At 55.6% G+C, this 24,959-nt stretch carries 20 protein-coding genes; 7 read left to right on the forward strand and 13 right to left on the reverse strand.

Annotation, left to right across the window (positions count from 1 at the left end):
* Positions 1–17: 17 nt before the first annotated feature.
* Positions 18–1,250, reverse strand: coding sequence for a site-specific integrase (locus tag PGR91_RS03775; protein WP_196005411.1), 1,233 nt, complete (start codon positions 1,248–1,250; stop codon positions 18–20).
* A 308-nt stretch (positions 1,251–1,558) separates the two neighbouring features.
* Between PGR91_RS03775 and PGR91_RS03780 the strand changes: the two genes are divergently transcribed.
* The gene (locus PGR91_RS03780) at positions 1,559–4,216 is read left to right on the forward strand and encodes a hypothetical protein (RefSeq protein ID WP_118458322.1); all 2,658 of its coding nucleotides are present in this window, start codon (positions 1,559–1,561) and stop codon (positions 4,214–4,216) included.
* A gap of 283 nt (positions 4,217–4,499) precedes the next feature.
* On the forward strand, positions 4,500–5,720 hold the full coding sequence (locus tag PGR91_RS03785) for a 6-bladed beta-propeller (RefSeq protein WP_118656986.1): 1,221 nt from the start codon (positions 4,500–4,502) through the stop codon (positions 5,718–5,720).
* A gap of 126 nt (positions 5,721–5,846) precedes the next feature.
* Here PGR91_RS03785 and PGR91_RS03790 read toward each other — a convergent pair whose 3' ends face one another.
* Complete coding sequence (locus tag PGR91_RS03790; protein WP_172970759.1) at positions 5,847–6,476, reverse strand: 3-keto-disaccharide hydrolase; 630 nt, start codon at positions 6,474–6,476, stop codon at positions 5,847–5,849.
* A 37-nt stretch (positions 6,477–6,513) separates the two neighbouring features.
* Positions 6,514–7,257, reverse strand: a complete 744-nt coding sequence (locus tag PGR91_RS03795; RefSeq protein ID WP_101570905.1) for an acyl-[acyl-carrier-protein] thioesterase — start codon at positions 7,255–7,257, stop codon at positions 6,514–6,516.
* Positions 7,258–7,459: 202 nt separating this feature from the next.
* Here PGR91_RS03795 and PGR91_RS03800 point away from each other — a divergent pair, with 202 nt between their 5' ends.
* Complete coding sequence (locus PGR91_RS03800; protein ID WP_055203789.1) at positions 7,460–7,780, forward strand: hypothetical protein; 321 nt, start codon at positions 7,460–7,462, stop codon at positions 7,778–7,780.
* A gap of 68 nt (positions 7,781–7,848) precedes the next feature.
* Here the strand turns inward: PGR91_RS03800 and PGR91_RS03805 are convergent, their stop codons facing one another.
* The 5 genes from PGR91_RS03805 to PGR91_RS03825 form a co-directional block, all read right to left on the reverse strand.
* Complete coding sequence (locus PGR91_RS03805) at positions 7,849–9,024, reverse strand: M24 family metallopeptidase (RefSeq protein ID WP_118656984.1); 1,176 nt, start codon at positions 9,022–9,024, stop codon at positions 7,849–7,851.
* 12 nt (positions 9,025–9,036) lie between these two features.
* Positions 9,037–9,573 carry a ferredoxin domain-containing protein gene (locus tag PGR91_RS03810; protein WP_055203785.1) on the reverse strand — a complete coding sequence of 179 codons (537 nt, stop codon included), beginning with the start codon at positions 9,571–9,573 and terminating at the stop codon, positions 9,037–9,039.
* A 17-nt stretch (positions 9,574–9,590) separates the two neighbouring features.
* Positions 9,591–10,085, reverse strand: coding sequence for a GNAT family N-acetyltransferase (locus tag PGR91_RS03815; RefSeq protein ID WP_257937028.1), 495 nt, complete (start codon positions 10,083–10,085; stop codon positions 9,591–9,593).
* Positions 10,069–10,986 carry a DMT family transporter gene (locus PGR91_RS03820; protein WP_118458314.1) on the reverse strand — a complete coding sequence of 306 codons (918 nt, stop codon included), beginning with the start codon at positions 10,984–10,986 and terminating at the stop codon, positions 10,069–10,071. The genes PGR91_RS03815 and PGR91_RS03820 overlap by 17 nt, the downstream gene beginning before the upstream one ends.
* 122 nt (positions 10,987–11,108) lie before the next feature.
* Positions 11,109–13,571: an alpha-L-rhamnosidase C-terminal domain-containing protein gene (locus PGR91_RS03825; RefSeq protein WP_118458312.1), complete on the reverse strand. Its 2,463-nt coding sequence runs from the start codon at positions 13,569–13,571 to the stop codon at positions 11,109–11,111.
* A 257-nt stretch (positions 13,572–13,828) separates the two neighbouring features.
* On the opposite strand from PGR91_RS03825, the gene PGR91_RS03830 reads away from it, so the two are divergent.
* From PGR91_RS03830 to PGR91_RS03845, 4 genes are all read left to right on the forward strand, one after another.
* Positions 13,829–15,268 carry a glutamate decarboxylase gene (locus tag PGR91_RS03830; RefSeq protein WP_101570916.1) on the forward strand — a complete coding sequence of 480 codons (1,440 nt, stop codon included), beginning with the start codon at positions 13,829–13,831 and terminating at the stop codon, positions 15,266–15,268.
* A 106-nt stretch (positions 15,269–15,374) separates the two neighbouring features.
* Positions 15,375–16,961 (forward strand): putative glutamine/gamma-aminobutyrate antiporter GadC, encoded by a 1,587-nt coding sequence (gadC, locus tag PGR91_RS03835; RefSeq protein WP_055203778.1) that lies wholly within the window; start codon positions 15,375–15,377, stop codon positions 16,959–16,961.
* A 6-nt stretch (positions 16,962–16,967) separates the two neighbouring features.
* Positions 16,968–17,906, forward strand: a complete 939-nt coding sequence (gene glsA, locus PGR91_RS03840; RefSeq protein ID WP_055203776.1) for a glutaminase A — start codon at positions 16,968–16,970, stop codon at positions 17,904–17,906.
* A 119-nt stretch (positions 17,907–18,025) separates the two neighbouring features.
* The gene (locus PGR91_RS03845; RefSeq protein ID WP_055204508.1) at positions 18,026–19,000 is read left to right on the forward strand and encodes a DMT family transporter; all 975 of its coding nucleotides are present in this window, start codon (positions 18,026–18,028) and stop codon (positions 18,998–19,000) included.
* Positions 19,001–19,275: 275 nt separating this feature from the next.
* Here the strand turns inward: PGR91_RS03845 and PGR91_RS03850 are convergent, their stop codons facing one another.
* The 5 genes from PGR91_RS03850 to dnaJ all read right to left on the reverse strand — a co-directional run bounded on the left by PGR91_RS03850 (position 19,276) and on the right by dnaJ (position 24,955).
* The gene (locus PGR91_RS03850; protein ID WP_118656982.1) at positions 19,276–20,406 is read right to left on the reverse strand and encodes an endonuclease/exonuclease/phosphatase family protein; all 1,131 of its coding nucleotides are present in this window, start codon (positions 20,404–20,406) and stop codon (positions 19,276–19,278) included.
* A 3-nt stretch (positions 20,407–20,409) separates the two neighbouring features.
* On the reverse strand, positions 20,410–21,045 hold the full coding sequence (locus PGR91_RS03855; RefSeq protein ID WP_081032540.1) for a 3-keto-disaccharide hydrolase: 636 nt from the start codon (positions 21,043–21,045) through the stop codon (positions 20,410–20,412).
* Positions 21,046–21,072: 27 nt separating this feature from the next.
* Positions 21,073–21,750 carry a rhomboid family intramembrane serine protease gene (locus tag PGR91_RS03860; RefSeq protein WP_373419253.1) on the reverse strand — a complete coding sequence of 226 codons (678 nt, stop codon included), beginning with the start codon at positions 21,748–21,750 and terminating at the stop codon, positions 21,073–21,075.
* Positions 21,751–21,804: 54 nt separating this feature from the next.
* A complete protein-coding gene (mutL, locus tag PGR91_RS03865) occupies positions 21,805–23,694 on the reverse strand; it encodes a DNA mismatch repair endonuclease MutL (protein ID WP_118656980.1) in 1,890 nt (629 codons plus the stop codon).
* A gap of 82 nt (positions 23,695–23,776) precedes the next feature.
* Positions 23,777–24,955 (reverse strand): molecular chaperone DnaJ, encoded by a 1,179-nt coding sequence (gene dnaJ, locus PGR91_RS03870; protein WP_055203767.1) that lies wholly within the window; start codon positions 24,953–24,955, stop codon positions 23,777–23,779.
* Positions 24,956–24,959 lie beyond the last annotated feature (4 nt).

Here is a 24,959-nt window from a genome sequence, read left to right on the forward strand (position 1 = left end):
CGGTATTCTGTTTTTAATTAGATGGCTCGACAGATATTCTTCTCCATATCTTCCAACTTGTGCGACAAGGTTTCCATGTCTTGGCTTATCTTCTGGGCGGTGATTTTGGCGTAAATTTGGGTGGTCTTTATGTTGGTATGCCCCAAAAGACGGCTCACCGTTTCGATGGGTACGCCGTGCGATAAAAGTACGGTCGTAGCGTTCGTGTGGCGTGCCACATGATAGGTCAAACGTACCTTGAAGCCGCATTGTCTGCCTATCTCTTTAAGTATCTTGTTGCAACTTCCGTTACTCGGAACGGGGAAAACATGACCGTCCCTTGCCAGTCCCTTGTACTTTTCGATGATACGTTTGGGAACGTCTAAAAGGCGGATGTTCGATTCGGTGTTGGTCTTCTTTCTTCGGGTGATTATCCAAAGGTTGCCGTCGAAGAATGTTTGTAGGTGGTCGGTGGTGAGGTTCTTCACGTCCGAATACGCCAAACCCGTGAACACCGAAAAGACGAACAAGTCCCGTACAAGCTCGTGGGTGGCGTTCTTCATGGGTGCGTCCATGAGCGTCTGTATCTCCGTTTGGGTGAGGTAGCCCCTGTCCACGCTTTCGGGAGAGTTGATATATCCGGCAAAGGGATTAAAGGGCAAACGCCCGTCGTTCCTCGCTATCGAAACGATGTGTTTCAACGCAATCATGTAGCCCCACACGGTATTAGTGCGGCATTTCTTCTCCGTGCGCAGAAAATACTCGAAATCGTTGATGAAAGTGAGGTTGAGTTCCTTTAACGGAATGTCCTCACGCTTGTAGGTGTGGGGCAAAAACTCCCGAATATGGTTGCAGACCGTCCGATAACGGGTGAATGTACCCTGCGCCCTGCTGTGCCCGACTTTCTTCTCAAACTCGGCGTTGTGCTGCTCGAACAGCTTCAGCAAAGTTTCCTGCTTGATGCCGATACCGAGATAGGCGTCTTTGAGTTTGGCGGCGGTAACATATCCGTCCGTCTGCATCAGTTCTTGGTAGCGGCGGTTTACCTCCACACGGATTTTATCTACCGCAAGGTTGATTCTCTGCGCTTCGACGCTCTTGCCCAAAGCACGGCTGTTCTTCACGTCCCACAACCGTGGGGGAACGTCCATCTTGCAACTGAACTGTTTAATCTCGCCGTCCACCGTGATACGGCACATCAGAGGCAGGTTGCCGTTCGGCTTCTCGCTGCCTTTCTTCACGTAAAATAATACCTTGAATGTACTACGCATAACTCACTCCTTTTTTTGGTTACAAAATTAGTTATTAGTGAGTTACCGACAGCTATGTAAATCTACGCAAAACGCAGAAACAGAACCTTTTAGCAAGAAATTTGCACCCGTTACGGGAGTAACGAGGTGGTAACTGAACTTCTGCACCGTTTGGCTTCGAGGTGGTATTTCGTTGGCTCTGCCCCATAGAAAAACAAAGCGTAACGAACGCTCTATCAGCTAATTCGCTACGCTTTGCTCAAATTTGCAAATCCGCTATGTGTTTATTTTATTAATTTTAACGATGCTAAAATCCTAACTTACCTACCATGAAAAAATTTTCACTTTTTTGCAGCGCCGCGCTGCTGCTACTGCTTTCGACGACCGTCTCGGCGCAGCGGCCCGACGCCCGGACGTCGGTCTCCGACCTGTACGGCTTAAAAATCGAATCGGGCGACTCGCTGGTATTCTGTCGGACGATCCCGTTCCTGGCCGCCCCCGTTTCCAAACGGGAAAATACCGTCCGGGTCCGCAACGGCGCCGACGAAACCATCCCGGTGGGATCGCCGGCTCGCACGTTGTATCTGCTCGGCATGATCAACGACGGCTGGGACAGCGGGCTGGCCCACTGGGGCGAGCATTTCGAACTGCGAGAAACCCGCGAAGACCAGGTGCAGATCGGCACTTCCATCGGCGAAATCGAAATCCGCTACGCCGACGGCTCCTCCGACCGTATCCCGATGATCGTCGGCAGTACAATCTGGTTTTTCAACCAATGGAAAAATCCGTCGCACAACGCAGGACGGGTGATCCGCGAACCGTTCGCCTCGCGCCCCGAATACATGCAGGTGCTGCGCGATGCGCTGCAAGTGCGCGAAACCGGCGAATACATGGAAGCCGGCGACAGTTACCGCGCCTATTACCTGCCGGTTACGCCGCGCGAACTGCCGATCGAATCGATCGTCGTTCACAACAACACCGAAAAACGGGGGGAGATCCTGATTTCGGGAATCACGCTGCAACTGCCCCGGGGCGCGAAACCGACCGAACGGCTGACCGCATTCGGTAAACGTACCGTTATGAAAGGCGATCTGCAACCCGCTTTCGCGACCGACGACATTCCCGACTTCGGACCGAAACTCGAAGCCCTGTCGGACATCCTTTATACCAGTCTCGACGACCTGCCGAAAAAGGTCGAACGAATCGACTTCCCGCAGGGATTCAAGGGAACGGGCATCCGCTTCCTTTCCGATTCGGTCGAAGGGGACATGCTGTCGAACATCTGGGTGGCTAACCTGACCAACATCGACGAAAAATTCGACCCGGCGACCGGATGCTTTTATGAAACAGGTGTCGGATCTCCGTTTTACGGCGGCTACCAGGGAATCGGAACCTGGGAGCCGATCGGCATCTACCGCGAGCCCTACTCCCGTACCTCGGATCACTACGTGCGGCAGGCGCTGCGCTGCATCGACAACCCGCAACGGCTTACCAGCTACGTGGACTACTGCGACAAATGGCTCTATTTCTACCGGGCCGACCGCGATCCGCAGAACGGACCGGACAACGGGCCGATCGACGTCTCCAAATATCCGAAAGACGCGCCCCCGCACTGGGCGTTCGTGATGAACGGCCCCGCCGCGATCCCTTACGAGATCAACGAAATTCCGGGAGACGAAGAGATGGAAGGACACTCCTCGACGATCGTCAGCCGCTGGTTCGCCTGGAAGCAGCTCGGTAAACCGACCGGAGAGTGGCTCACCGAAACGCGCGACAGCGTCTACCGCAAAAGCCGCTGGCAATCGACCAAAGACGCCACCGACTTTATCTGCTGGCTGCTCGACTATACCGGCCGCGACGTTGTGTACAGCGAGGGCGAATTCACCGGATGGGCGGCGAAATTCAGCAAGATCAGCCAGATCCCGAAAAACATGGATACCGAAACCGACCCGCGGAAAATCCGGGATAATTACGCCAACTGCGATATGTACGAAGTGTACGCCAGCTATACGTCGATGACGGCGCTGCTGTGCTCGGCCGAAATGGCCGAAGCGATGGGCGACACGGCGCTGGCAGAAAAATACAGGGCCTATGCGGAGCGCATCCGCGGCGGAATGCTGCGAATGCTGGCCGTCGGGCCGGATCACGACCGGATGTGGCGCGTAGCCCGCAACTCCGTGCTGCCGAGCCTGCAGGACTGCCTGGTACAGGCCTGGTTCTCGCTCTATCGCGAAGGGCTCGACCCGCAGCGGATGGACGAAGACCTAACGCCGATCACGCGTCACACGCTCAGACGCCAACTGAACCAACGCTACGGCGATACCCCGGTGCTCGGCATGGGATACGGTATCGGGTGGCTGACCCACTCGGCGCTGGTGCTCGACCAAATGGACAATGCCGGACGGCTGCTGGTCAGCATCGCCCGCTACACGTACGACAAAAACATGAATTACGCAGACAGCACGCGCGGGATCGACTGGCGAAAATGGATGTGGATCATCCCCGAAGGGGCGAACATCATGCCCGACGGCCGTTGGTACCGCATCTGCGACCTGAGCAACGGAGCCAATCAGGGACCGGCCATGAACGCGCTGGAAATCTGTGCCGGCGTGGACGACTCGCGCGACGACCGGGTACGGCTGCTGCCGCGTATCCCCGACCCGCTGAACGGACTGGAAGTAACCGGAGCCCGCGTGATGACCCGCAGCGGCGACCGACTGGAGAGCGCCACGATCGACTACGCCTACCGGCGCGGCCAACGTTTCACGCTGCGGTGCGACAAACCGGTGCCGGCGCTGGACATCCGCTTCGGCCCCTATACCGGGCAGGCTGAGGCCGACCGGATCGCCGAAGCGGTACGCGCAAAAGGCGGGGCCGACGTGCGGGTCGAACGCTCGGGCAGCTTTCACGGGCAGCCGGCCTACTGGGTCTGGATCGAAAATATAACCGGAACACAAAATTACGAAGTCGAAACGCCGGGTTTGTAATTCGAATTTTCCACTACAATGCCGGCGCTCACGATGGGCGCCGGTATTTTTTCAATACGATAATCGCGCAGGACTGTCGGTCATCCGTCAAAAGACATTTGATATAAGCAATAAACATAATACTTTATAACTAATTAGGACAGCGGATAATAATTGGGAAAATCATCCTACACGGACATGCAAAGATCCGGTAACGATTGTAAACGAAAGAGAAGCAGAACTTATGCGCAGCACCGGACAAACGCTTTTGCGAAAAACAATCTTTTTAGATTAAAAATCGTTTATGACAAAAAAATTATTCGGAATTATATTTCTGATATTCCTTTTTGGGGGTTGTTCGAATATCTCAAAAGAGGGAATCAAAGAAGATGGCCGCCCCGTCTCTGAAATGAAAATCTATCGAGATTCGTTTCGAACTATCGACGTGAAGGAAATTGACGGGAGTTCAGCATTTAACGTAGAAGAAATTTGCGATTCCGTTTCATTTATAAGACTCAGTAGCGATACAGAAGCGACGATAGGAGCAATTGATCAGATTATCTTTCTGGACAGCGTATTGATATTACGGGACGGATACACCTCCAAATCGGTAAAGATGTTCTCCAAATCGGGACAGTTCGTACGCTCTATCGGGAGTCACGGAAGAGGGCCGGGCGAATACATAGAACCGACGTTTATGGAACTTTACGGTAATAAGATAGCCATATACGATCAATTTATGCGTCGCATACAGTTTTATAATCTCGAGGGAAAGTTTCTCAAATCGGTCAAATTTCCTTTTTATAGCATGAAGTTCCATATTTTCAACGACAATCAATATCTTTTCAACTCGATAAGCTGCGATAACGACGAATTTAGATCGATCGTCAATTATTCTGTTTTCGAGACCGATTCTACCGGAACATTTACTTCCCGCGGATTTTACAGAAAAAAGAATACCTATCAAAGCCTGGTGAACAGACACAATTTTTTCCCGAAAAACAATATCGTTTATTACCGCCCGGTCTACAACGATACGATTTATTCGATTCACGAGAACGGAAGTATCCGGGTCGAGTTCGCCGTGAATTTCGGAGATCGTACCGTACCGGAAAAATACCGGAACGGAAAACGGAAAAGAGATTTGAAAAAAGCGCAGGACGGTACCAAATTTCTATTCATGAACGGCGATTTTTACCTGACAAAAGATTATCTTCACTTCAGTTATTCCAGAGCGCATCGTAAATTCGATTGTATTTATTCCCTTTCGACGGGAAAATTGATATCCTTCGGTAAAAAATACGGTTTTTTTCCGCTGTTTTTTGCCAATATAATCGGGTCGACCGAAGACGCATTTATCGGGTATATGTTTCCGATCATGGTTACCAATGACGTGGCGGCCTGGAAAAGTCTTCCTTACGATTCACTCGTAAAACAATTCGGCCGAGCAAGAACGGATTTGGGCTTATCCATGCAGAAAGAAGACAATCCGATTATTACATTCTTTTATCCGAAACAATTCTAATCCGTAAAATGAAGCGAGAATTTAACTCCCGATTCCCCTACCGGATAAACGAAAAGTTCCCCGGGTCGTACGACCCGGGGAACTTTTCGTCCCGGCAATTTTTACAATCCGGCAGCGGTTTTCCGCCTATTCGAGCGGCGTAAGTTCCACACGGCGGAATTCGATGGGGCCGCCTTCGCTCTGCAAGCCGATATAGCCCTTGTTATTCGACACGCCGGTAATCCGGTTCTGCAACTCGCCGTTGATATAAACCGTCACCGTACTATCGTCGCAGATCACCTCGGCGCTGTTCCACTCCCCGACCGGCTTTTCGTTCGATGCGTTCATTTTGGTCACGATCATCAGCGTCGAATCGGCCCGGTATTCGGCGCAATCGGCTCCGCCCGAATTGATCAGGTCGCCGGCGCGGCCGTTCCACAACTGGCACTCGTAGCAATCGGGCCAGATACCGTCCTGCTGGATGTTGACGAAAATCCCGCTGTTGGTCGCGCTGTCGGGCCAGCGCCACTGGGCGTTCAGCTTATAATTCGAATAAGCTTTGTCGGTACGTACGTATCCGAACGGTCCGGACAGGGCGATCACGCTGTCGCGAACGACGAATTCCTGCTGCGGATTCAACGTCGAATCCTGCATGTAAAGTACCCATCCGGTCAGATCCGTTCCGTTGAAGAGCCGGACGGAATCCGCCTTTTTCTCCGTGCAGGAGAACAAGGCAAGCGCAGCGGCGACTGCGACAAACGAGCCTGTTTTTTTCATTTTCATTCATATTTCAGCTTTGCACGCAAAGCCGGGGTTATCGATTTTTATTCCACTGAAAAACTGCCTTGCAGGCCGTCGTGCCCTCCGGCATCAAACGCACTTCGAAACGGTCGCCGCACTCGCCCTCTTCGTAATAAACCTGCACTTGCTGACCGTAACGCGTCTCATGTATAAAATTGATGTCCAGTCGCTTCATCTGTCCTTCGGTCAAACGCTCCAGCGGCAACGTATCGATCATCCACTGGATATACTTCATCGTATTGGTATGCTGATTGAAGTCGACGTCGCTGTACCGCACCCGGCGGTCGTCGGCCAATTGTCCATCCACCCGCGCGATTTTCAGCGGTTTGCCGACGGGACACGGTTCGGAAATCAGCGCCCGGTTGTAATCCACGTTTTCGCGCAGATCGAGCGGCAGACGGCTCTGCATGTCGATCATCGCCCAACAGGTCGACGCCGCGGCGATCCGGCGATCGTCGGCATCGTGCACCACAAAATTACGCGTAGTCATCAGCCGGCTGATCTCGCCTACCCACGTCCCGATCGTATAGCGCTCGTACTCTTCCGGAAAGCGGTACACTTCGACCGCCATGCGCGAAAGCACCCAGGTCATATTCTTCCGCTGCAGTTCCCTGACCCCGAACCCGATCTGATCGGCGTCTTCACCGGCGGCGTGCAGGATACAATCGCCCAGCGTAAAAATCGTGGCTTTTTTGGTCAGATCCACCTCTCGCGGCTGCACCTGATAGGAATATCGCGGATACGGGAATTCATTCATCGCACATCGGATCGTTTATCGGATTCATGGATTTTTCCCGACGAAGATACGAATTTGAAGGCGTTTCCAAAAATTTTTACGTATTTTTGTGGAGACGGATACTACCGCCGGATAAAAGCCCGTTTGTTTTGTTGGATATCCCGAATAGGGCTGTCCTGCTGAATAAGAACGATTGATTTTAATTTTTTAAAACCGAAGAAAGATGAAGAAAAAAGTGTTATTCATGGTTTCGCTGTTTGCCGTAGCCCTGTTCACGGTAGCGTTGGCGCAGGCCCCGCAGAGCGAAAAAGCGACCAAAGCGAAAACCGAATGCTGCCAGAAAGCCAAATGCGCAAAGACCTGCGATGTAAAATGCGAGAACGCTTGCGGTGAAAATTGTGAGAAAGCCTGCGGATGTGCAGAAGGCGTCTGCAAAGAAGGATGTCAGGAAAATTGCAAAAAAGAGTGCTGCAAGAAGGAAGCCTGCAAAGAAGGAAACAAAGCTTGCTGCCACAGTAAAAAAGCTTGTCCGGCCAGAAAATAACGAGTTTTTGTTACCGATAAAAAAGGGATGTCTTCTCCGACACCCCTTTTTTTATCGGTCTTCTCCGGCTATTGCAGCGGCACGATCGCCTCTTCGCAATGGGTCAGTTTCTCGACGCCGTTATCGGTTACCAGAAAACTGTTTTCGATGCCGACGGCTCCGACCGACGGAATGACGAACTTCGGTTCGAGCGCGAAAACCATACCCGGAACCAGCGCTTCCTTCGACCGCGGCGCGAGTACGGGCGCTTCGTTGATCTCGATTCCGATCCCATGGCCGATAAATCCGGCCTGCTGGCGGTGTCCCATAAAATAATCGGACAGCCCTGCGTCGGCGGCGATCCGCACGGCCAGGTTGTAAAGATCGGCCGCCGGAACTCCCGGCGCCGCCGTCTGCTCGATCCGCCGTTGAATCTCCAACGCAGTGTCATGCGCTCTATAAGCCCGATCGGTCAGCTTTCCGACCGAAAAAACACGGGTCATGTCGGTCATATAACCGGTGAAATTCCCGCCCATATCGACCATCACGCTGGTTCCGTCGGTCAACGGAGTACCGTTTCCGCCGACCGGAAGCGAGGCGTCCAGACCGGCCCCGCCGAGCGCGAAATCGTACGGCGACGGCGCATCGGCATTGTCCCCGGCCAGCAGACTCCCCATGAAGATCTCCATGCTCTGCCCGAAAATCCGGAAAATACCGAGCGACCCGAGCCGGCGGCTTTCGCGCTCGATCTCGATCGACAGTTCGGTGTCGGTCATACCGGGACGGTAAAGCGACGGAATCCGCTCGTAAAGCCGGGCATGTAGCACGCCCGAACGCATGATCCGGCCGATCTCGTAAATGGTCTTGATGCTCCGCACCCCGCGCAGCAACTGCGTTCCGTTGCAAACGACGCGAGGATCGAAGATCTTTTCGTAGCGCCGATACTCGTTGTAGGAAATGGAATCGGTTTCGAGGAACAGCTTCGCGGGCATCGGGATTCCCCGCTGCTGCAAATGGCCGGCGATCTCCTCCGGTTTGCGGATATAGATCACGTTACCGCCTTTCAGCCCGACCGGGCGGCGGACGAAAAAAAGCGGATCGCCCTCGAGACGCACATAGGCCGCCCCGCTGAAAATTCTTCCCGATACGTAAAACAGGTTCACATTGGTCGTTATCAGGATCGCGTCGCCCCCTTCCCGTGCCAACGCCTGCTGCAAAGCGTTCCAACGCTTGCGCAGTTCCTGAATCATCTGTTCGTTATACATATAAAGCGATTATTAGCGTGTCGATGGTCTGTCGAAAAACGGATTTTTGGAAGATGCGCTGAGCGGAATGGCGTAGACTGCGTGGCAGTCGGTCAGCAGGCCGATCCGCCGTGCGGCGAATCCTACCGAGAACATCACCCGGCTGTCGACCCGCAGATCGGCGGCCTTGGCCGTCATCGAACCGATCGCGATCCCCAGGTCGGTCATATTGATCGCACAAGGGACGTCCGGATGCTCGTTTTTCGCAACGCAAGTCGGGTAACCGCAATAGCCGCAGTTCAGCGACATCACCGAACTGCGGGAGCCGACCAGAATCACGGCGTCGGCCTGTCGGATGTTCTCCGCATCGCGCAGAAAAAATTTCATCCCGGTCGCGGCCGATGCGTCGCGAACGGCCCCGGCCAGTTCGGCGATCGTTTCCCCGGTAACCGTTACGATCTCGATAATATCGATCCCCTTGCCTTTAGGGGCCGTCCGCCCGGCGATCATGATCTGCCTGGCGATCGCCGCCATCTCTTCGCGGCGGCACTCCCTTTCGTCGATAACCATACTTTTATTGTTTTATGTCATTGCTTACCGGATAATTCCCGTATACGCTCCTCGGTCAGCCGGAAAATACTCCATTGTTCCATCCGAACCGCTCCGAGCGACTCGTAAAACGCAATCGCAGGAGCGTTCCAGTTCAACGCCACCCACTCCATCCGGCGACACTTCCTCCGGGCGGCCAATCCGACCAGGTGCAGGAACAACGTTTTGCCGTACCCCTTTCCCCGGAACTCCCTGTCTACGAAAATATCCTCCAGGTAAAGTCCCCTCTGACCGCGAAACGTGGAAAAATTGTGAAAAAAGAGAGCGAACCCGACCGGCCGGCCGGCCACCTCGCCCAGAATCACCTCGGCCTGCCGTTCCCGGAACACCGAACGGCGCAACGCCTCTTCGGACGTATCGACTTCGTGTTCGAGCTTCTCGTACTCCGCCATCTTACGGATAAACCGGTAGACGACCGGAGCATCCTCTTCCGTGGCGAAACGAACGGTCATCGGTTCATTCATCGTATGCATCGTTTTTTGGTTTCGTTCCTCCTCCCTTTTCCGCGGCATAAACCCCTCCCAGGATCAATACCGCTCCTGCCAGCGCCACGACCGTCACTGTTTCGTGCAGAACGAGCGCCGAACTAGCAAGCGCGACCAAAGGTACGAAATAAATGTAATTATTGGTACGCACCGTACCGAGACGTTTGACGGCCATGTTCCAGATTACAAAGCAGAACAACGAAGCGACCAGCCCCAGGAACAGCAGGTTTCCCCACACCGCGGGTCGCAGCAACAGTTCCGCATCGAGTCGCAGCGGCGTGAAAAAAAACACCGGCAACAAAGTCGCCAGACCGTAAAAAAACACTTTGCGGGTAATTTCCAACGTCGTATAACGCCGGTCTATTTTTTTCAATACGATGTTGTAAAACGCCCACATCAACGCGGCCGTCAGCGTCAGCAGGTCGCCCCACGGGCGAATCTGCAAGATAAAATTGCCATTGTAAACCACCAGCGCCACTCCGGCCAACGCCACCAACATCCCCAGCACGACCGGCCGGCCGAACGGTTCCGTCCGCCGGAAGAACAGACGGGACAACAGAACGGTCATGATCGGGGAAGTCGTCAGCAACAACGCGACATTCGACACCAGCGTGATCTGTAGCGCCATGTTCTCGGTCAGAAAATACATCGATCCGCCGGTAATCCCCGCCGCGGCGAACATCAGTTCGTCTTTGAACCGCACCGGGCGTTCGTTTCGCGGACAGACCGTCCTCAAAACCGCGTAAGCGATCAGAAAGCGCAGGAACATGATCGCAGCGGGAGACAATCCTTCGGTCAACAACACCTTCGTCGAAACGAATGTCGTACCCCAGATCACGACCGCCGCGATGGCCAGCCCATGATAAAATCCCGCGCCGCGTTCCCGCATACTCCTTCCGGATTGATTTTGCGGGACAAAAGTACCAAAAAATCCGATGCGTTTTTAGAATCGGATTAAATTTCACCGTTCCGCAACCGCTCCCGCCGATCGTTCGGCGGCGACCGCCGGCGTCAGTCGAAGAAAATCCCGCTGAGCGAAGCGTTCGTCCCGCGCACCTGATCGACCCGCAACCGCACCGGACGGTCGAGTTGCAGGATCACGTAACGCCCCTCGCCGTAATTTTCCACGAACCGAACGGGCATCAGCAACCGCTTGTCTTTCAAATCGAAAACCTCGATAGCCGAGCGCCTCCCTTCTCGTTCCCAATCGACGAAATAGAGCGCCACGCGGTAAGGACAATTCCGGTTGTTATATAAGTCGAACGTCATCGTCTGATTGCACGGAAGCGGATCGAGCGTCACGGCGGCCCCGAGCCGGCGGAACGGATCGCCGCTGCGGTCGGACGCCAGCGCCCGCGGATCGTCGGTCTCCGACGCGATCAGGCGGGCGCCGATCTTGGCGGATACGACCGAATCGGTAAAATCGGGCAGGTTGACGCGATCGTTCCCCGCCCCGTCGTAACTGCACAGGATATACCCCCGGCTACCGTACTTTCCCTTCCAGTCGCCGCGCGTCAGCGAATCTTGTACGACGGGTTGCGAGCAGGCGTACGAAAACGCTTCCTGCGGAACAGGCTGCAACGCGCCGTCGTATTCGACCCGCAGCCGGTAATCCCCGGCGACTATCCCTTCGTAATAGACGAAATCATCGTCCTGACGCGCGGCAGGCGGCATCTCTTTCCCATCGAACGAGACCCGCCGGACGACGCGGCCCGTTTTCGGAATACCGACGGCTGCGACCGTCCCGTCGGGAACCGTAATACGCCCCTTACCGGTCTTTATATCGAAAGCCACTCGGATCGTTCCGTGCAGCGTCGGGACGCAGCCTTCGACCGAAGCGACCCGCTCCGACAAATGCGGGGCGATCAAAAATCGCCCGAATCCCGGCAGAACCGGTTTCACACCGAGGATCTCTTCGGTCAACCACTTGGTCACTCCGGCGCTCCACGGATGCGTGAAACTCGTGTAACCGCACTGATTATTGACCGGAGCGCCGTTCGGGGCGAGCGCATCGTTCCACGACGGTCGATAAACCTCGAAAAAAGTCGTTCCGCCGTAACGCAACTGTCCTCCCCAGCAATCGTCGATCGTAGTCAACGCTTCGGGATAACGTCCCATCCGCGCCATAGCCTGGATCACGAAATACTGATTGAACGGCGAATACGACAACCGCTGCTGACGATCCGTAAAAGCCGTCCGCCACAATCCCTGTCGTTCGCCGGAGTTCGTAAAACCGGCATTCACGGCGTCCGAAGCCGCAAAAATACCGAACGAGTCGTACCAACCGCCCGCATCGCGCAACTCCCGGCTCTTTTCGTCGACATAAGCGCGGTACTTCGCCGCCAGGTCGGAACGGCCGCAGGCATCCATCGCCGCGGCGAACTCGTTCCATGCCCGGATCGACAACATCTTATAAGTATTCTGCGATTCGTCGCAATTCGGGTTCTCGAACCCGGCGCCGAGCCGTTCGTCCCAACCGTGAAACTGCAGGTCGGGATTCGTCCCGTAGTGGGCATAAGCGACATCCAGCTTTTTGCAGGCGTTGTCGGTCAGGCTGTCGAGCGTCTGCCTGTCGCCCGTATAATTATAGTAATCGATCAGGCTCAACACCCAGTAAAGCGAATAACCGGCGATGCCGTTGAACTGCGTCGAGGTATAATACAAGTTCTGTTTCACGAAGTCGTAATTGCCGAACGCCACCATCGAAGCGGCCTGCGACGGATGGGCGTCGCCGGTCCACGAATGACGGTCGCTGCGCTCCATCAGGATCGCCCCGAAATACTCTTTCAGCAGGTTCAGCTTGACGGTATAGGCGCCCGTGTACCAGATCCGGGTCAGCGTCGGATCGCTACAACGGAAACTGCCTTCGTAATTGGCAGGCTTGGTCTGGCAAACCAATCGGACGGCGGAAATCGTGGCCGGGCGGCGGAGCGACCGGACGTGAATCCAACCGTAGCGCACCCCTTCGTAAAGTTCCGTATTCAGTTCCAGCCGGTAAGTATTGCCGTAACGCACCGGTACGGCCGTCTTGTGCGGATGCTGCGCGCCGGCATTCAATACGGCCGGTTCGGTATATTCGCTGATGCTCATTTCGACCTCCCCGTCCAGGTCGTCCGAATCGAACTCCAGCCAGCCGGCGCTGACCCGGCCGAAGTCGAACATCAGGTCGCACGGGCCGTCGACCCGGATCGCCGCCGTCTTTTTCCCGATCCGTTTCACGTTCTCCGGCCGGTCGATCCCGACCGAAACGGGAGTGAGCAGATAGGATTCGAGACCGTCGGAAGCACGGGGGTTCGTCCAGCGGTAAGCAACCAGCGGATCGGGCGACTCAGGCACCGGTTTCCCGGACAAAACGCCGCTCACGGGCGGATACAGGCCGGTTATCTTTTGTTCGGTGGAAAACGGGACATTCCGGCCCGCGACGGTCGAGGCGAAAAATATCGCCGTGAAAATAAAAAAAGCGGATAATCTCATGATCGGGTTAATTTTTTAGGCATACGATACAAATATAAGAATCAACGGGTAATTCGCAAAACGCGTCCCGAAACCCGCGGCGCAGAGGGCTCCGAATCCGAACGGGCGGCCCCGCTTGGTATAATTCTTGCCTTATTCGGGGATATCGCGGGGAAACTTCGTCCGTGGAACGGCAGAGACGTTCTCTGAAAACAACGTTATCAATCCGATTAAAAATTCACTTTCCAACATTTTATAAAATACTAAATTTTAACGTTATGAACAATTCGAACAAACAACGGGCCGACATCGAAACTCCGGTCTACGGCTCCCAGAAAATGAGAACGTCAGCTCCTACGGAAAAGATTCCGATGCAACCCACCGCTCCTGAAATCGCCTACCAGATGGTGAAGGATGAAACGTTCCCGCAGACGCAGCCGCGACTGAACCTCGCCACATTCGTAACGACCTACATGGACGATTACGCCACCAAGTTGATGAACGAATCGATCGACGTGAACTACATCGACGAAACGGAATATCCGCGCGTAGCCGTCATGGCCGCCCGTTGCGTCAACATCATGGCCAACCTGTGGAATTCGCCCGAACAGGCGCAGTGGAAAGCCGGCGCGCTGGCGATCGGCTCGTCCGAAGCCTGTATGCTGGGCGGCGTAGCCGCATGGCTGCGCTGGCGTGCGAAACGCAAAGCGCAGGGCAAACCGTACGACAAACCGAACTTCGTCATTTCGACCGGTTTCCAGGTCGTATGGGAAAAATTCGGTCAGTTGTGGCAAATCGAAATGCGTACCGTGCCCCTGAGCCTGGAAAAAACGACGCTCGATCCGAAAGACGCGCTGGCCATGTGCGATGAAAATACGATCTGCATAGTTCCCATCCAGGGCGTGACTTGGACCGGCCTGAACGACGACGTCGAAGCGCTGGACAAAGCCCTGGACGAATACAACGCCAAAACCGGATACGATATTCCGATCCACGTGGACGCCGCCACCGGCGGTTACATCCTACCGTTCCTCGAACCCGAGAAAAAATGGGACTTCCGCCTGAAATGGGTGCTGTCGATCAGTACCTCAGGACATAAGTTCGGTCTGGTTTATCCGGGCCTGGGCTGGGTCGTATGGAAAGACAAAAAATACCTGCCCGACGAAATGGCATTCAGCGTGAACTACCTGGGAGCCAACATCACGCAGGTCGGCCTGAACTTCTCGCGCCCGGCGGCACAGATCCTCGGACAATACTATCAGTTCATCCGTCTGGGTTTCGAAGGCTACAAAGAGGTACAGACCAACAGCATGGAGATCGCCCGCTATGCACACGAGCAAATCGGCAAGATGAAACCGTTCGTCAATTACAGCAACGACGTGGTGAACCCGCTGTTCATCTGGTACATGAAACCGGAATATGCGAAAACGGCCAAATGGACGCTCTACGACCTGCAGGCGGCCCTGCAGCAGAGCGGCTGGATGGTTCCGGCCTATACCCTGCCCGAAAAGCTGGATAATTACGTGGTCATGCGCATCGTCTTCCGCCAGGGTATGAGCCGCGACATGACCGATATGCTGCTGACGGACATGCAGAATGCGATCAACGAGTTCGAAAAGCTGGAATACCCGACGCAGACGCGCATCGCGCAGGACAAAAATCAGAAAGTAGTCGGTAAAGTCTTCACGCACACGCACGTCAAAACGGCGAAGAAATAGCTTACTCTTATGCAAACGGCTGGTTATCCGCAACATGAATATATAGCGGATAACCGCCGGTTGTTAATGACACCACAGTTAACAAGCAATTTAATCGTATGATCGTATGGCAACAACAAAAAGTACAGGGTTCAAATTGAGTGTAATGACACTTGCAATTATGAACATTACGGCCGTCGTAAGTCTCCGGGGGCTCCCTTCGGAAGCGGTTTACGGGCCATCTTCAGCATTTTATTACCTGTTCGCGGCGATCGTTTTCCTGATCCCGACCGCGCTGGTCGCAGCCGAGCTGGCGGCGATGTTCGCCGACAAACAGGGCGGTGTGTTCCGCTGGGTCGGCGAAGCGATGGGCGCCCGCACGGGTTTCCTGGCCATCTGGCTGCAATGGATCGAAAGTACGATCTGGTATCCGACCGTGCTGACCTTCGGAGCCGTCTCGATCGCCTTTATCGGCATGGACCCGCATCACGACATGATGCTGGCGTCGAACAAAGTTTTCACACTGATCGTCGTACTGGTCATCTACTGGGCCGCCACGGCCATCGCCCTGAAAGGGCTGACGTGGGTCGGCAAGATTTCGAAAATCGGCGGTATGATCGGGACGATTATCCCGGCCGGCCTGCTGATCGTCCTCGGGATCATCTACCTCAGTACCGGCGGACATAATAACATGGACATGAGCCAGGGATTCTTCCCCGACCTGACCAAATTCGACAACCTGGTGCTGGCTTCGGGTATCTTCCTGTTCTACGCCGGTATGGAGATGATGGGTATCCATGTGATGGACGTGAAAAATCCGAGCAAGAACTACCCCAAGGCTATCTTCATCGGGTCGCTGATTACGGTGCTGATCTTCGTACTGGGTACCTTCTCGCTGGGCTTTATCATCCCGGCCAAAGACATCAACCTGACGCAGAGTCTGCTGATCGGATTCGACAACTATTTCCATTACCTGCATATGAGCTGGGCTTCCCCGATCATCGCCATCGCGCTGATGTTCGGCGTACTGGCCGGCGTGCTGACATGGGTCGCCGGCCCGTCGAAGGGTATCTTCACGGTAGGAAAGGCCGGGTATCTGCCGCCGTTCTTCCAAAAGGCCAACAAATCCGGCGTACAGCGCAACATCCTGCTCATCCAAGGATGCGTCGTTACGGTACTGAGCTTGCTGTTCGTGGTCATGCCCTCCGTGCAGTCTTTCTATCAGATCCTGTCGCAGTTGACCGTGTTGCTGTATCTGATCATGTACCTGCTGATGTTCAGCTCGGCCATCGTACTGCGTTACAAAATGCCGAAACAGCAACGCCCGTTCCGGATCGGAAAAGGCAACGGCCTGATCTGGTTCATCGCCGGACTCGGCTTCTGCGGCGCCCTGCTGGCCTTCATTCTCAGCTTTATCCCGCCCAGCCAGATTTCGACGGGCAGCAACACGGTATGGTTCTCCGTACTGATTATCGGCTGTATCATCGTAGTCGGCGCCCCGTTCATCATCTACGCTTCGCGTAAACCGTCCTGGCAGGATCCCGAAGCGGCCAAAGAATTTCAGCCGTTCTCCTGGGAAAAACAACCGCAGCCGGCTGCCGCAACCGCACAACCGGCCGTAACGCCGACTGCGACGGGAACCGCCGCCGACGCTTCGAACGCAGGCGCGACGACCGGCTCGGCGACGGACCATAACGAACCGACTAAAAATTAAACGACTATGCAAAAATTCGATACGAAACAACTGAACGACGTCGTCAACGAAGCCTACGAAAAAATCAAGGGCGACGACGGCGGCAACAACGCCGACTACATTCCGTTCCTGGCCAAGGTACCTTCGAAACTGTTCGGCATATCGGTCTGCCTCCCCGACGGAGAGATCGTCGAGGCGGGCGACACGGATTACGTATTCGGGATCGAATCGGTCTCGAAAGTGCCTACCGCCATCCTGGCGATGCAGCAATACGGAGCCGACACGATCCTGCAAAAAATCGGGGCCGACGCGACCGGACTGCCGTTCAACTCGATCATGGCGATCCTACTCGAGAACGACCATCCCTCGACCCCGCTGGTCAATGCCGGAGCCATCACGGCGTGCAGCATGGTCAAGCCCGTAGGCAATTCGGACGGCAAATGGAAATCGATCACCGATTTTCTGGCAGGACTCTGCGGCAGTCCGCTGGTACTGCAGGACGAACTCTACAAATCGGAATCGGCGACCAATTTCAACAACCGATCGATCGCCTGGCTGCTGAAAAATTACAATCGGATTTACGACGATCCCGATATGTCGCTGGATATCTACACCCGCCAGTGCTCGATGGGCGTGACCGCACGCCAACTGTCGATCTGCGGCGGCACGATCGCCAACCGCGGCGTCAACCCGGTCACCAAGAAGAAGGTCTTCGACGCCGAGCTGACTTCGAAGATCGTCGCGATGATCGCTTCGGTCGGATTCTACGAACACACCGGCGACTGGATCTTCACCTCCGGCATTCCGGCCAAAACCGGCGTCGGCGGCGGAATCGTCGGCGTGCTGCCCGGAGTGATGGGCATCGCGGCCTTTTCGCCGAAACTCGACGGATCGGGTAACTCGGTACGGGCGCAAAACGCCATTAAGTACATCACCAACAAACTGGGATTAAACCTATTCGGTTAAATCCGGCACTTCAGTCACGAAAAGCGGCTCCGGATTCGGGAATGTTTTCCGCAATGAACATTCTCCTTTCCGGGACCGCTTTTTTCAAACGGCCCCCGGGCTGTCCCTACCCGCACGTTATGACCGACAAGCCGCATACGCACAAAGAACATGTAATCGCACACATGGCGCTGATTTTCGCCAACATTCTGCTGGGGATGAACTTCTCGTTCTTTATCTCCATCATCCGGCGCTACATGCCTTTCGAAACCCTTTTTTTCCTGCGGGTAGTCGTCTCGGCGGTCTGGTTCGTTCCGTGGGCCATTCTTTTCAAACGGTTCCGGATTCCGTTCCGCGACTTCATCTGGATTCTGATCCCGACGGTACTGGTGATTTACGGGCACGAATTCCTGATGCTGTGGGGCGCCAAATATACCAACCCGGTCGACGCCTCCACGCTGGCCACGATGGCTCCGATCGTAACGCTCAGCGTATCGGCCCTGCTGATGCGCGAAAAGATCCACCGGGCGAAAATCATCGGGATCATCCTGGGCGTTGCCGGAAGCGCCGTGCTGATTCTCGGCAACGGCTGGCCGCAACAGAAGAGCGAAGAGATCGGCAACCTGCTGATCCTGATCAGCGTATTCGCCGCCGCGACCAACACGGTTTTCATCAAACCGGAACTGATGAAATTCGGCACGATGACCGTCACCGGATGGTACTACATCATCGGCGTGCTGATCGCCGCGCCGTTTTTCGGCAAAAAGCTGGTCGATTTCGATTTCAGCTCCCTGCCGGCCATCGGGGTCGCCGAAATCGCCTACATTCTGATCCTGGGAACCATGCTGCCGAACTACCTGCTCTACTACGGTACCGAAAAGCTTACCTCTGTGCATACGGGCCTGTACTCTTATCTGCAACCGGTGGCCGCGACCGTACTGGGCATCTACCGCAACCAAGTGACGGTCGGTTACGACAACATCGTCGCCGCCGCGCTGATTTTCGTCGGCATCATCCTGGTGATGATCACCTACGCCCGGTACAAATTCCCGGTGCCGAAAGTCGGAACGCCGCCCGCAGCGCAGCAACCGCGCGGACAGAACGCCGGCAAATAGCGCCATCCCTCGAAATGAGGATACGCCGCCCCTTTTTTAACGCGGTTCAGGTATTGCCGGAACAGGTACGGATCCCGATCTTTGTGTCAGGAATAATAAGAGTTCCAATCCCATTTTTGTAAGCCAACAAGTAAAGTGGAATGTCTCCGCAAAGTATTTTGCGGAGACGTTTTTTTGGGTAGGCCCGCGAAGCGGATTCCGACAACGCCGCGAACGGTTTCGGTTCTTTTCCGGCCCGGGCATCCGGGATCGGGGCAATCATGACGGACGGGATATTACCGCAGTTTCAAATCGACCAGCACCGGATTATGATCGCTCCACTGCGGCTGCTCGGAATCGTATCCGACGGTCGCCAAGTCGTTCGAATGGAACAGGTAATCGATCCGGAAAACCCCGAGCAGCCCGCGGTACGTAAAAATGATCCCGCGTCCCTTTTCGCAAAAAGCGTCTTTCAGGTCGCCCCGCAACTGCCGGTAAGTATAGGACATCGGCGTGTCGTTGAAATCCCCGCAAACGATCACCCGAGGCGTCCCGTCGTGGATAATCCCGGCGATCGAATCGGCCTGCGCGGCACGCACCCTGAAGTTGCGGCCCAATTTGCGGAGAATGTCTTTCAGCCGCTCGTCTCCGAGCGAGTCCGCGGACAGGCCCGTCCCCGACAGGTATTCGCGGTCGCTCTCGTTGACCTGGGTGCTCTGCATATGGTTGTTATAGACGCGCAACGTATCGCGGTGCATAATCACGTCCGCCCACATCGAGGCATTGTTCGATTCGGGATAATGTATCCCGCCGCGCCGGACGACCGGATACTTGCTGTATATGGCCAGTCCGCGCCCGTTCTGGTCGGGACTGCCCGACGTAAAGAAAAAAGCGCTGTATTTCCACGCTTCCAGCAGCGAATCGAACTTCACGCGAGGATTGATCCGATTCAGTTCGAACTCCTGCATACAGATGATATCCGGCTCGGATTCCCGGATAAACCGGGCGATCTCGGCAACCTGATTTTCGCGTTTCCCGAGCGAATCCCTGCCGAAAAAGCCCTCTACGTTATAGCTCAGCACCCGGAACGACCCCGGCAGCCGCACCTGTTCGTAAGCTTTCCCGAAAGCCGGCCTGAAAAATTTGGATACGTGTCCGAGTCCGATCACGGCGACTGCCGCCAGCCCGACCGCGATCCATTTCCAACGCACCGTCCAATAGAGCATCAACACCAGATTGGCCAGGTAGAGAAAAGGAGCCGCAAGACCGAGATAAGCGAACCACAGCGAATCGTGGGGATCTACCCGGGGAGCCGCATAGGCCAGCATCAGCAGCACGGCCAACGCGACCGAAATCAGGAAAACCACCCCGTCGGCCACTCCGAGCAGGATACCGTGCCGTCTGTGTTCTTTTTGTTTGCCGGACATAAGTTATCGTTTTCGTTTCAGCGGCGCGACCTCGATGTTACGGAACAAGATCGGGCTTCCCTCCCCTTCGAGGGCAATATACCCGCGGTCGTTATTCATACGTGTCAGCTTGTTCTGGAGTACGCCGTTGATGAATATGGTCATGGAGTTTCCGTCGCACACGACTTCGACGTCGTTCCATTCCCCCGCAGGCCTTTCGCTGGCGGGCTGCAACTTCGGAACGGTCGCGGCGCCGATCCTGCGGAATTCGTCGCTCTGCGAATCCCCCGCATCGTTCACGTCGCCGGCATGCCCGGCCCACAACTGGCACTCGTAACACTTCGGCCATAACCGGTCTTCGCCGGGCTGGATATGCATGAAGATTCCGCTGTTGGTAGGCTCGCCTTCCCAGCGGTATTGTAGCGTCAGCCGGTAATCCGAATAAGCGCGCGTCGTCCGGATATAACCCAGCGCTCCGCTTACCCGCAGCATCCCGTCCACGACGCCGAACTCTTCAGCCGCATCGAGCGTGGAGTCCCCGACATAACCGACCCACCCTTTCAGGTTCTTTCCGTTAAACGGATGCACGGGAGACCGGGCTTCCGCGACGCCGGCCGCCAGCATAACGGCAGCCATCCAACACAACGTTCGTTTTTTCATTCCGAAATCCTGCGATTCAGTTCGACGTCAATAGTAAATATCTCCTTTCTTTTTCCAGTAACGCAACAGGAAGAAACCCCACAGCATACCGCCGACGTGCGCGAAATGAGCGACGCCGCTTTGGGCCCCGGACACGCCGAGAAAAAGTTCGATCAGTCCGTATCCGATCACGAAATATTTGGCTTTGATCGGGATCGGCGGAATCAGCAACATCAACATCGCATTGGGATGCATCATCCCGAATGCCAGCAACACGCCGAACACCGCTCCCGAAGCGCCGATCGTAACCGATCCGATGCGGGCGGCCAACTCATACGGACTCGCCGTCCCTGCGGCGACGGCCGAATGCAGCGAACTCACCTCGATCCAGGTCACGCCCAATTGCAGCAGTCCGGCGCCGATCCCCGTCACCATGTAGTAAAGCAAAAAACGCTTGCTGCCCATCTCGTACTCCAACGTCCGGCCGAACATCCACAAAGCGAACATATTCATGAACAGATGCATGAAATTGGCATGCAGGAACATGCTGGTCACGAGCTGGTAAATCTGAAAATTACCGCTCTCCCAGAAAAACAGCCCCAGCCGCTCGATCAGCCAGTCGCCCATCCGTCCGGGCAGCACGATTTCGGCCAGGAAAAACAGGCCGTTCAGGATAATCAGGTTTTTGACCACCGGAGGGGTCGAATAAGCCGTTTGAAATCTCATCATCGTCTATTTACCAAATCTTCGTCAATAATTATCCCGGACGGATCTTCCGGGTTACGCGTTAAATCTTCCGGCGATCTCTTCGTCCGTTATATAAATCAGCACAGAAGCCCCGTCCGGCGTGTAATTGAACGAACCGCATGCGAACAACTCCCCGAGCAACCGCCCGGCAGCGTCGGCGTCGGCTGCCTCGCCCAGCGAAAGGGCTCCCCTCCGCGCGAGTATCGCCGCCATCCGCTCATGCCGTTTCTCATCGGTGCACGCCCCGGTCTCCCGCAGCTCGGCCAACAGTTCGCGCAACGTACCGGCGATCTGCGCGTCGGGTAGGTCGGCCGGGATACCGAACACCGACACGCCGTCCCGTTCCGTTCTGAAATCGAAGCCCATCGCTTCGATCTCCCCGCCGCTCTCCGCGATCAACGCCTGCTCCTCACGGGTCAGCGCGACTTGTTCGGGGAAAAGCAATTGCTGGGTCACCGAAGCATTGTTGCCCAGTAGCCCCCGGTAACGTTCGAAAAGCACCCGCTCGAACGCCCTGCGCAGATCGACGACCGCCAATCCTTCGCGCAACCGGGCGACGCAATAGCGCTTCCCGAACGGCAATACTCCCGAAAAAGGGCGTTCCGCATCCAACTCCAGCGTCTGCTGCACCGTTCCCGAATCGCTCCCGTCGATAAATTCCAGTTCGGCGCTGTCGTATTCTTTGAAACGCTGTTCCGGAAAACCCGGTTCCGTCGCATCGTCTTCCCGCACCGGATAAAGGTTCTCCCAATGTTTCGGGGCCCGGTTGTCGGACGCCCGAGAAACATGCGGCGCCGCCGTCTTCTCCTCCCGGAACGGATTGAAGTCCGGATTGATCCCCAGATCGGGAATCCTGAAAGCGGCATCCTCCCGGAATACGGGAATGTCGATCGAACTGTCCATCTCGAAATCCATCATCGGCACGACTCCCAGTCTGCCGAGCGACTCCCGCACGGCAGCGTTGAAAATCTGCCAGACGGCCTGTTCGTCGTCGAACTTGATCTCGGTCTTTTGCGGATGCACATTCACGTCGATCCGCTGCGGATCGATCGTCAGATACAAAAAGTAGGACGGTTGCGTATCGGGAGCGATCAGTTTCTCGTAAGCCTGCAGGATCGCCTTGCGGAAATAGGGCGAACTGAAATAACGGCCGTTGACGAACAGGTACTGCTCCCGGTTCGTTTTTTTGGCGGCCGAAGGACGGCCGACGAATCCTTCGATCCTGACGATCGAAGTATCGGCGCCTACTTCGAGCAAATTTTTAGCGATATCCTTGCCGCCGATCGCCGAAACGATCCGCTGGCGAAGGTTCGAAGCGGGCAACGTAGCGATCAGCACATCGTTGTCGTACAGTGAAAAAGCCACTTCCGGATTACAGAGGGCCACCCGCAAGAATTCGGAACGGATGTGTCTTCCCTCGACGTTGGCCTCCTTGAGAAACCGGCGCCGGGCCGGCGTATTGTAGAACAGATTTTTTACCAGAAACTGCGTGCCGACGGCCGTCTGCACCGGCTCTTGGGAAACAAACCGCCCTCCGTGAATCACGACCTGCGTGCCGATCTCCCGATCGGCAGTCCGGGTACGGAGTTCGACTTCCGCCACCGAAGCGACCGACGGCAACGCCTCGCCGCGAAAACCGAACGATGCTAGCTGATAAAGGTCTTCGGCACGGCGTATTTTCGACGTCGCATGACGTTCGAAAGCGAGCCGCGCATCGGTCTCGCTCATGCCGCATCCGTCGTCGACCACCTGGATCAGCGAACGCCCGCCGTCCTTGTAGTTCACCGTGATCGTCCTGCTACCGGCGTCGACCGAATTCTCCATCAACTCCTTTACGACAGAAGCGGGGCGGCCTACCACCTCGCCCGCAGCGATCTGGTTGGCAACCCCGTCAGGCAGCACTCTGATCTTATCGTTCTCCATTTATCTTTATATTGTGTCCCGGAAAACCGTCCGAAGGTTTTCCTCATGCACGCTGTCCGGCACCCCCGCGCCCGGCTCTCCGTTAACGGAAGAAACTGCGCATTCGGTCGAAAATATTCATATCCCGGCTCTGTTCCGCCTTTTTGAAATGGTCGTTCTCGGCCAGCTTTTCGAGCAGTTGTTTTTCGGAAGCGTTCACCGAGGCGGGCACATGGATATTCACGACCACCAGCAGGTCGCCGCGTCCGTAACCGTTCACATCCGGAACGCCTTTTCCGCGCAGTCGCAGCACTTTGCCGGCCTGCGTGCCCGGTTCGATTTTAATTTTGGCCTTCGCGTCAACCGTCGGCACCTCCACCGAAGCGCCGAGCGCAGCCTGCGGGAAGGTAATATTCAGATTGTAAATCAAATCGTTCCCGTCGCGAACGAGATCCTTGTCGGGTTCCTCTTCGATCAGCACGAGCAGGTCGCCGTTCACGCCGCCGTGACGCGCGGCATTGCCTTTGCCGCTGACCGAAAGCTGCATCCCCTCGCCCACTCCGGCCGGAATTTTGATTTCGATCACCTCCTCGCCGCGAACGACCCCTTCGCCGTGACACTTCGAACACGGCGTGGTAATGATCTTGCCCTCGCCGTGACAGGTCGGACACGGCTGCGAAGTCTGCGTACGGCCGAAAAAGGTGTTGACCACCTGCGTCACATAACCCGAACCGTTACACGTCGTACACGTAGCATACGAATCCTTGTCCTTCGCTCCGGTTCCCCCACACTGATCGCAAGCGATCTGTTTATTGATTTTCAGCTTCTTGGTCGTCCCGTTAACGATCTCTTTGAGGGTCAGTTTCACCTTGATCCGAAGATCCGAACCGCGATTCACCCGGTTGCGCCCGCCGCCGCTGTTAAAGCCGCCGCCGCTGAAACCGCCGCCGAAATGCCCGCCGAAAATATCGCCGAAATTACTGAAAATATCCTCCATCGTAAAGCCGCCGCCGAAGCCGCCCGCACCGCCGCCGCTGCCGCCGAAACCGCCTGCGCCGCTCATTCCCTCATGGCCGAACTGGTCGTACCGCGCCCGCTTGTCGGGGTTGCTCAACACGTCGTAAGCCTCGGCAGCCTCCTTGAATTTCTCCTCGGCGCTTTTGTCCCCCGGATTCTTATCCGGGTGATACTTCAGCGCCGCCTTCCGGTAAGCCTTCTTGATCTCGTCGGCACTGGCTCCGCGCTGTACTTCGAGCACCTCGTAGTAATCTCTTTTCGCCATAACA

Origin of the sequence: Candidatus Alistipes pullistercoris (genome assembly GCF_027665465.1) — a bacterium.
In the GTDB taxonomy this organism is placed as follows: domain Bacteria; phylum Bacteroidota; class Bacteroidia; order Bacteroidales; family Rikenellaceae; genus Alistipes_A; species Alistipes_A hominis.

What these genes read in the sequence shown, in the direction of transcription:
- PGR91_RS03775 (WP_196005411.1), bottom strand. Translation starts at nt 1,250, where the DNA reads ATGCGTAGTACATTCAAGGTATTATTTTACGTGAAGAAAGGCAGCGAG.
- PGR91_RS03780 (WP_118458322.1), top strand. Translation starts at nt 1,559, where the DNA reads ATGAAAAAATTTTCACTTTTTTGCAGCGCCGCGCTGCTGCTACTGCTT.
- PGR91_RS03785 (WP_118656986.1), top strand. Translation starts at nt 4,500, where the DNA reads ATGACAAAAAAATTATTCGGAATTATATTTCTGATATTCCTTTTTGGG.
- PGR91_RS03790 (WP_172970759.1), bottom strand. Translation starts at nt 6,476, where the DNA reads ATGAAAAAAACAGGCTCGTTTGTCGCAGTCGCCGCTGCGCTTGCCTTG.
- PGR91_RS03795 (WP_101570905.1), bottom strand. Translation starts at nt 7,257, where the DNA reads ATGAATGAATTCCCGTATCCGCGATATTCCTATCAGGTGCAGCCGCGA.
- PGR91_RS03800 (WP_055203789.1), top strand. Translation starts at nt 7,460, where the DNA reads ATGAAGAAAAAAGTGTTATTCATGGTTTCGCTGTTTGCCGTAGCCCTG.
- PGR91_RS03805 (WP_118656984.1), bottom strand. Translation starts at nt 9,024, where the DNA reads ATGTATAACGAACAGATGATTCAGGAACTGCGCAAGCGTTGGAACGCT.
- PGR91_RS03810 (WP_055203785.1), bottom strand. Translation starts at nt 9,573, where the DNA reads ATGGTTATCGACGAAAGGGAGTGCCGCCGCGAAGAGATGGCGGCGATC.
- PGR91_RS03815 (WP_257937028.1), bottom strand. Translation starts at nt 10,085, where the DNA reads ATGCATACGATGAATGAACCGATGACCGTTCGTTTCGCCACGGAAGAG.
- PGR91_RS03820 (WP_118458314.1), bottom strand. Translation starts at nt 10,986, where the DNA reads ATGCGGGAACGCGGCGCGGGATTTTATCATGGGCTGGCCATCGCGGCG.
- PGR91_RS03825 (WP_118458312.1), bottom strand. Translation starts at nt 13,571, where the DNA reads ATGAGATTATCCGCTTTTTTTATTTTCACGGCGATATTTTTCGCCTCG.
- PGR91_RS03830 (WP_101570916.1), top strand. Translation starts at nt 13,829, where the DNA reads ATGAACAATTCGAACAAACAACGGGCCGACATCGAAACTCCGGTCTAC.
- gadC (WP_055203778.1), top strand. Translation starts at nt 15,375, where the DNA reads ATGGCAACAACAAAAAGTACAGGGTTCAAATTGAGTGTAATGACACTT.
- glsA (WP_055203776.1), top strand. Translation starts at nt 16,968, where the DNA reads ATGCAAAAATTCGATACGAAACAACTGAACGACGTCGTCAACGAAGCC.
- PGR91_RS03845 (WP_055204508.1), top strand. Translation starts at nt 18,026, where the DNA reads ATGACCGACAAGCCGCATACGCACAAAGAACATGTAATCGCACACATG.
- PGR91_RS03850 (WP_118656982.1), bottom strand. Translation starts at nt 20,406, where the DNA reads ATGTCCGGCAAACAAAAAGAACACAGACGGCACGGTATCCTGCTCGGA.
- PGR91_RS03855 (WP_081032540.1), bottom strand. Translation starts at nt 21,045, where the DNA reads ATGAAAAAACGAACGTTGTGTTGGATGGCTGCCGTTATGCTGGCGGCC.
- PGR91_RS03860 (WP_373419253.1), bottom strand. Translation starts at nt 21,750, where the DNA reads ATGAGATTTCAAACGGCTTATTCGACCCCTCCGGTGGTCAAAAACCTG.
- mutL (WP_118656980.1), bottom strand. Translation starts at nt 23,694, where the DNA reads ATGGAGAACGATAAGATCAGAGTGCTGCCTGACGGGGTTGCCAACCAG.
- dnaJ (WP_055203767.1), bottom strand. Translation starts at nt 24,955, where the DNA reads ATGGCGAAAAGAGATTACTACGAGGTGCTCGAAGTACAGCGCGGAGCC.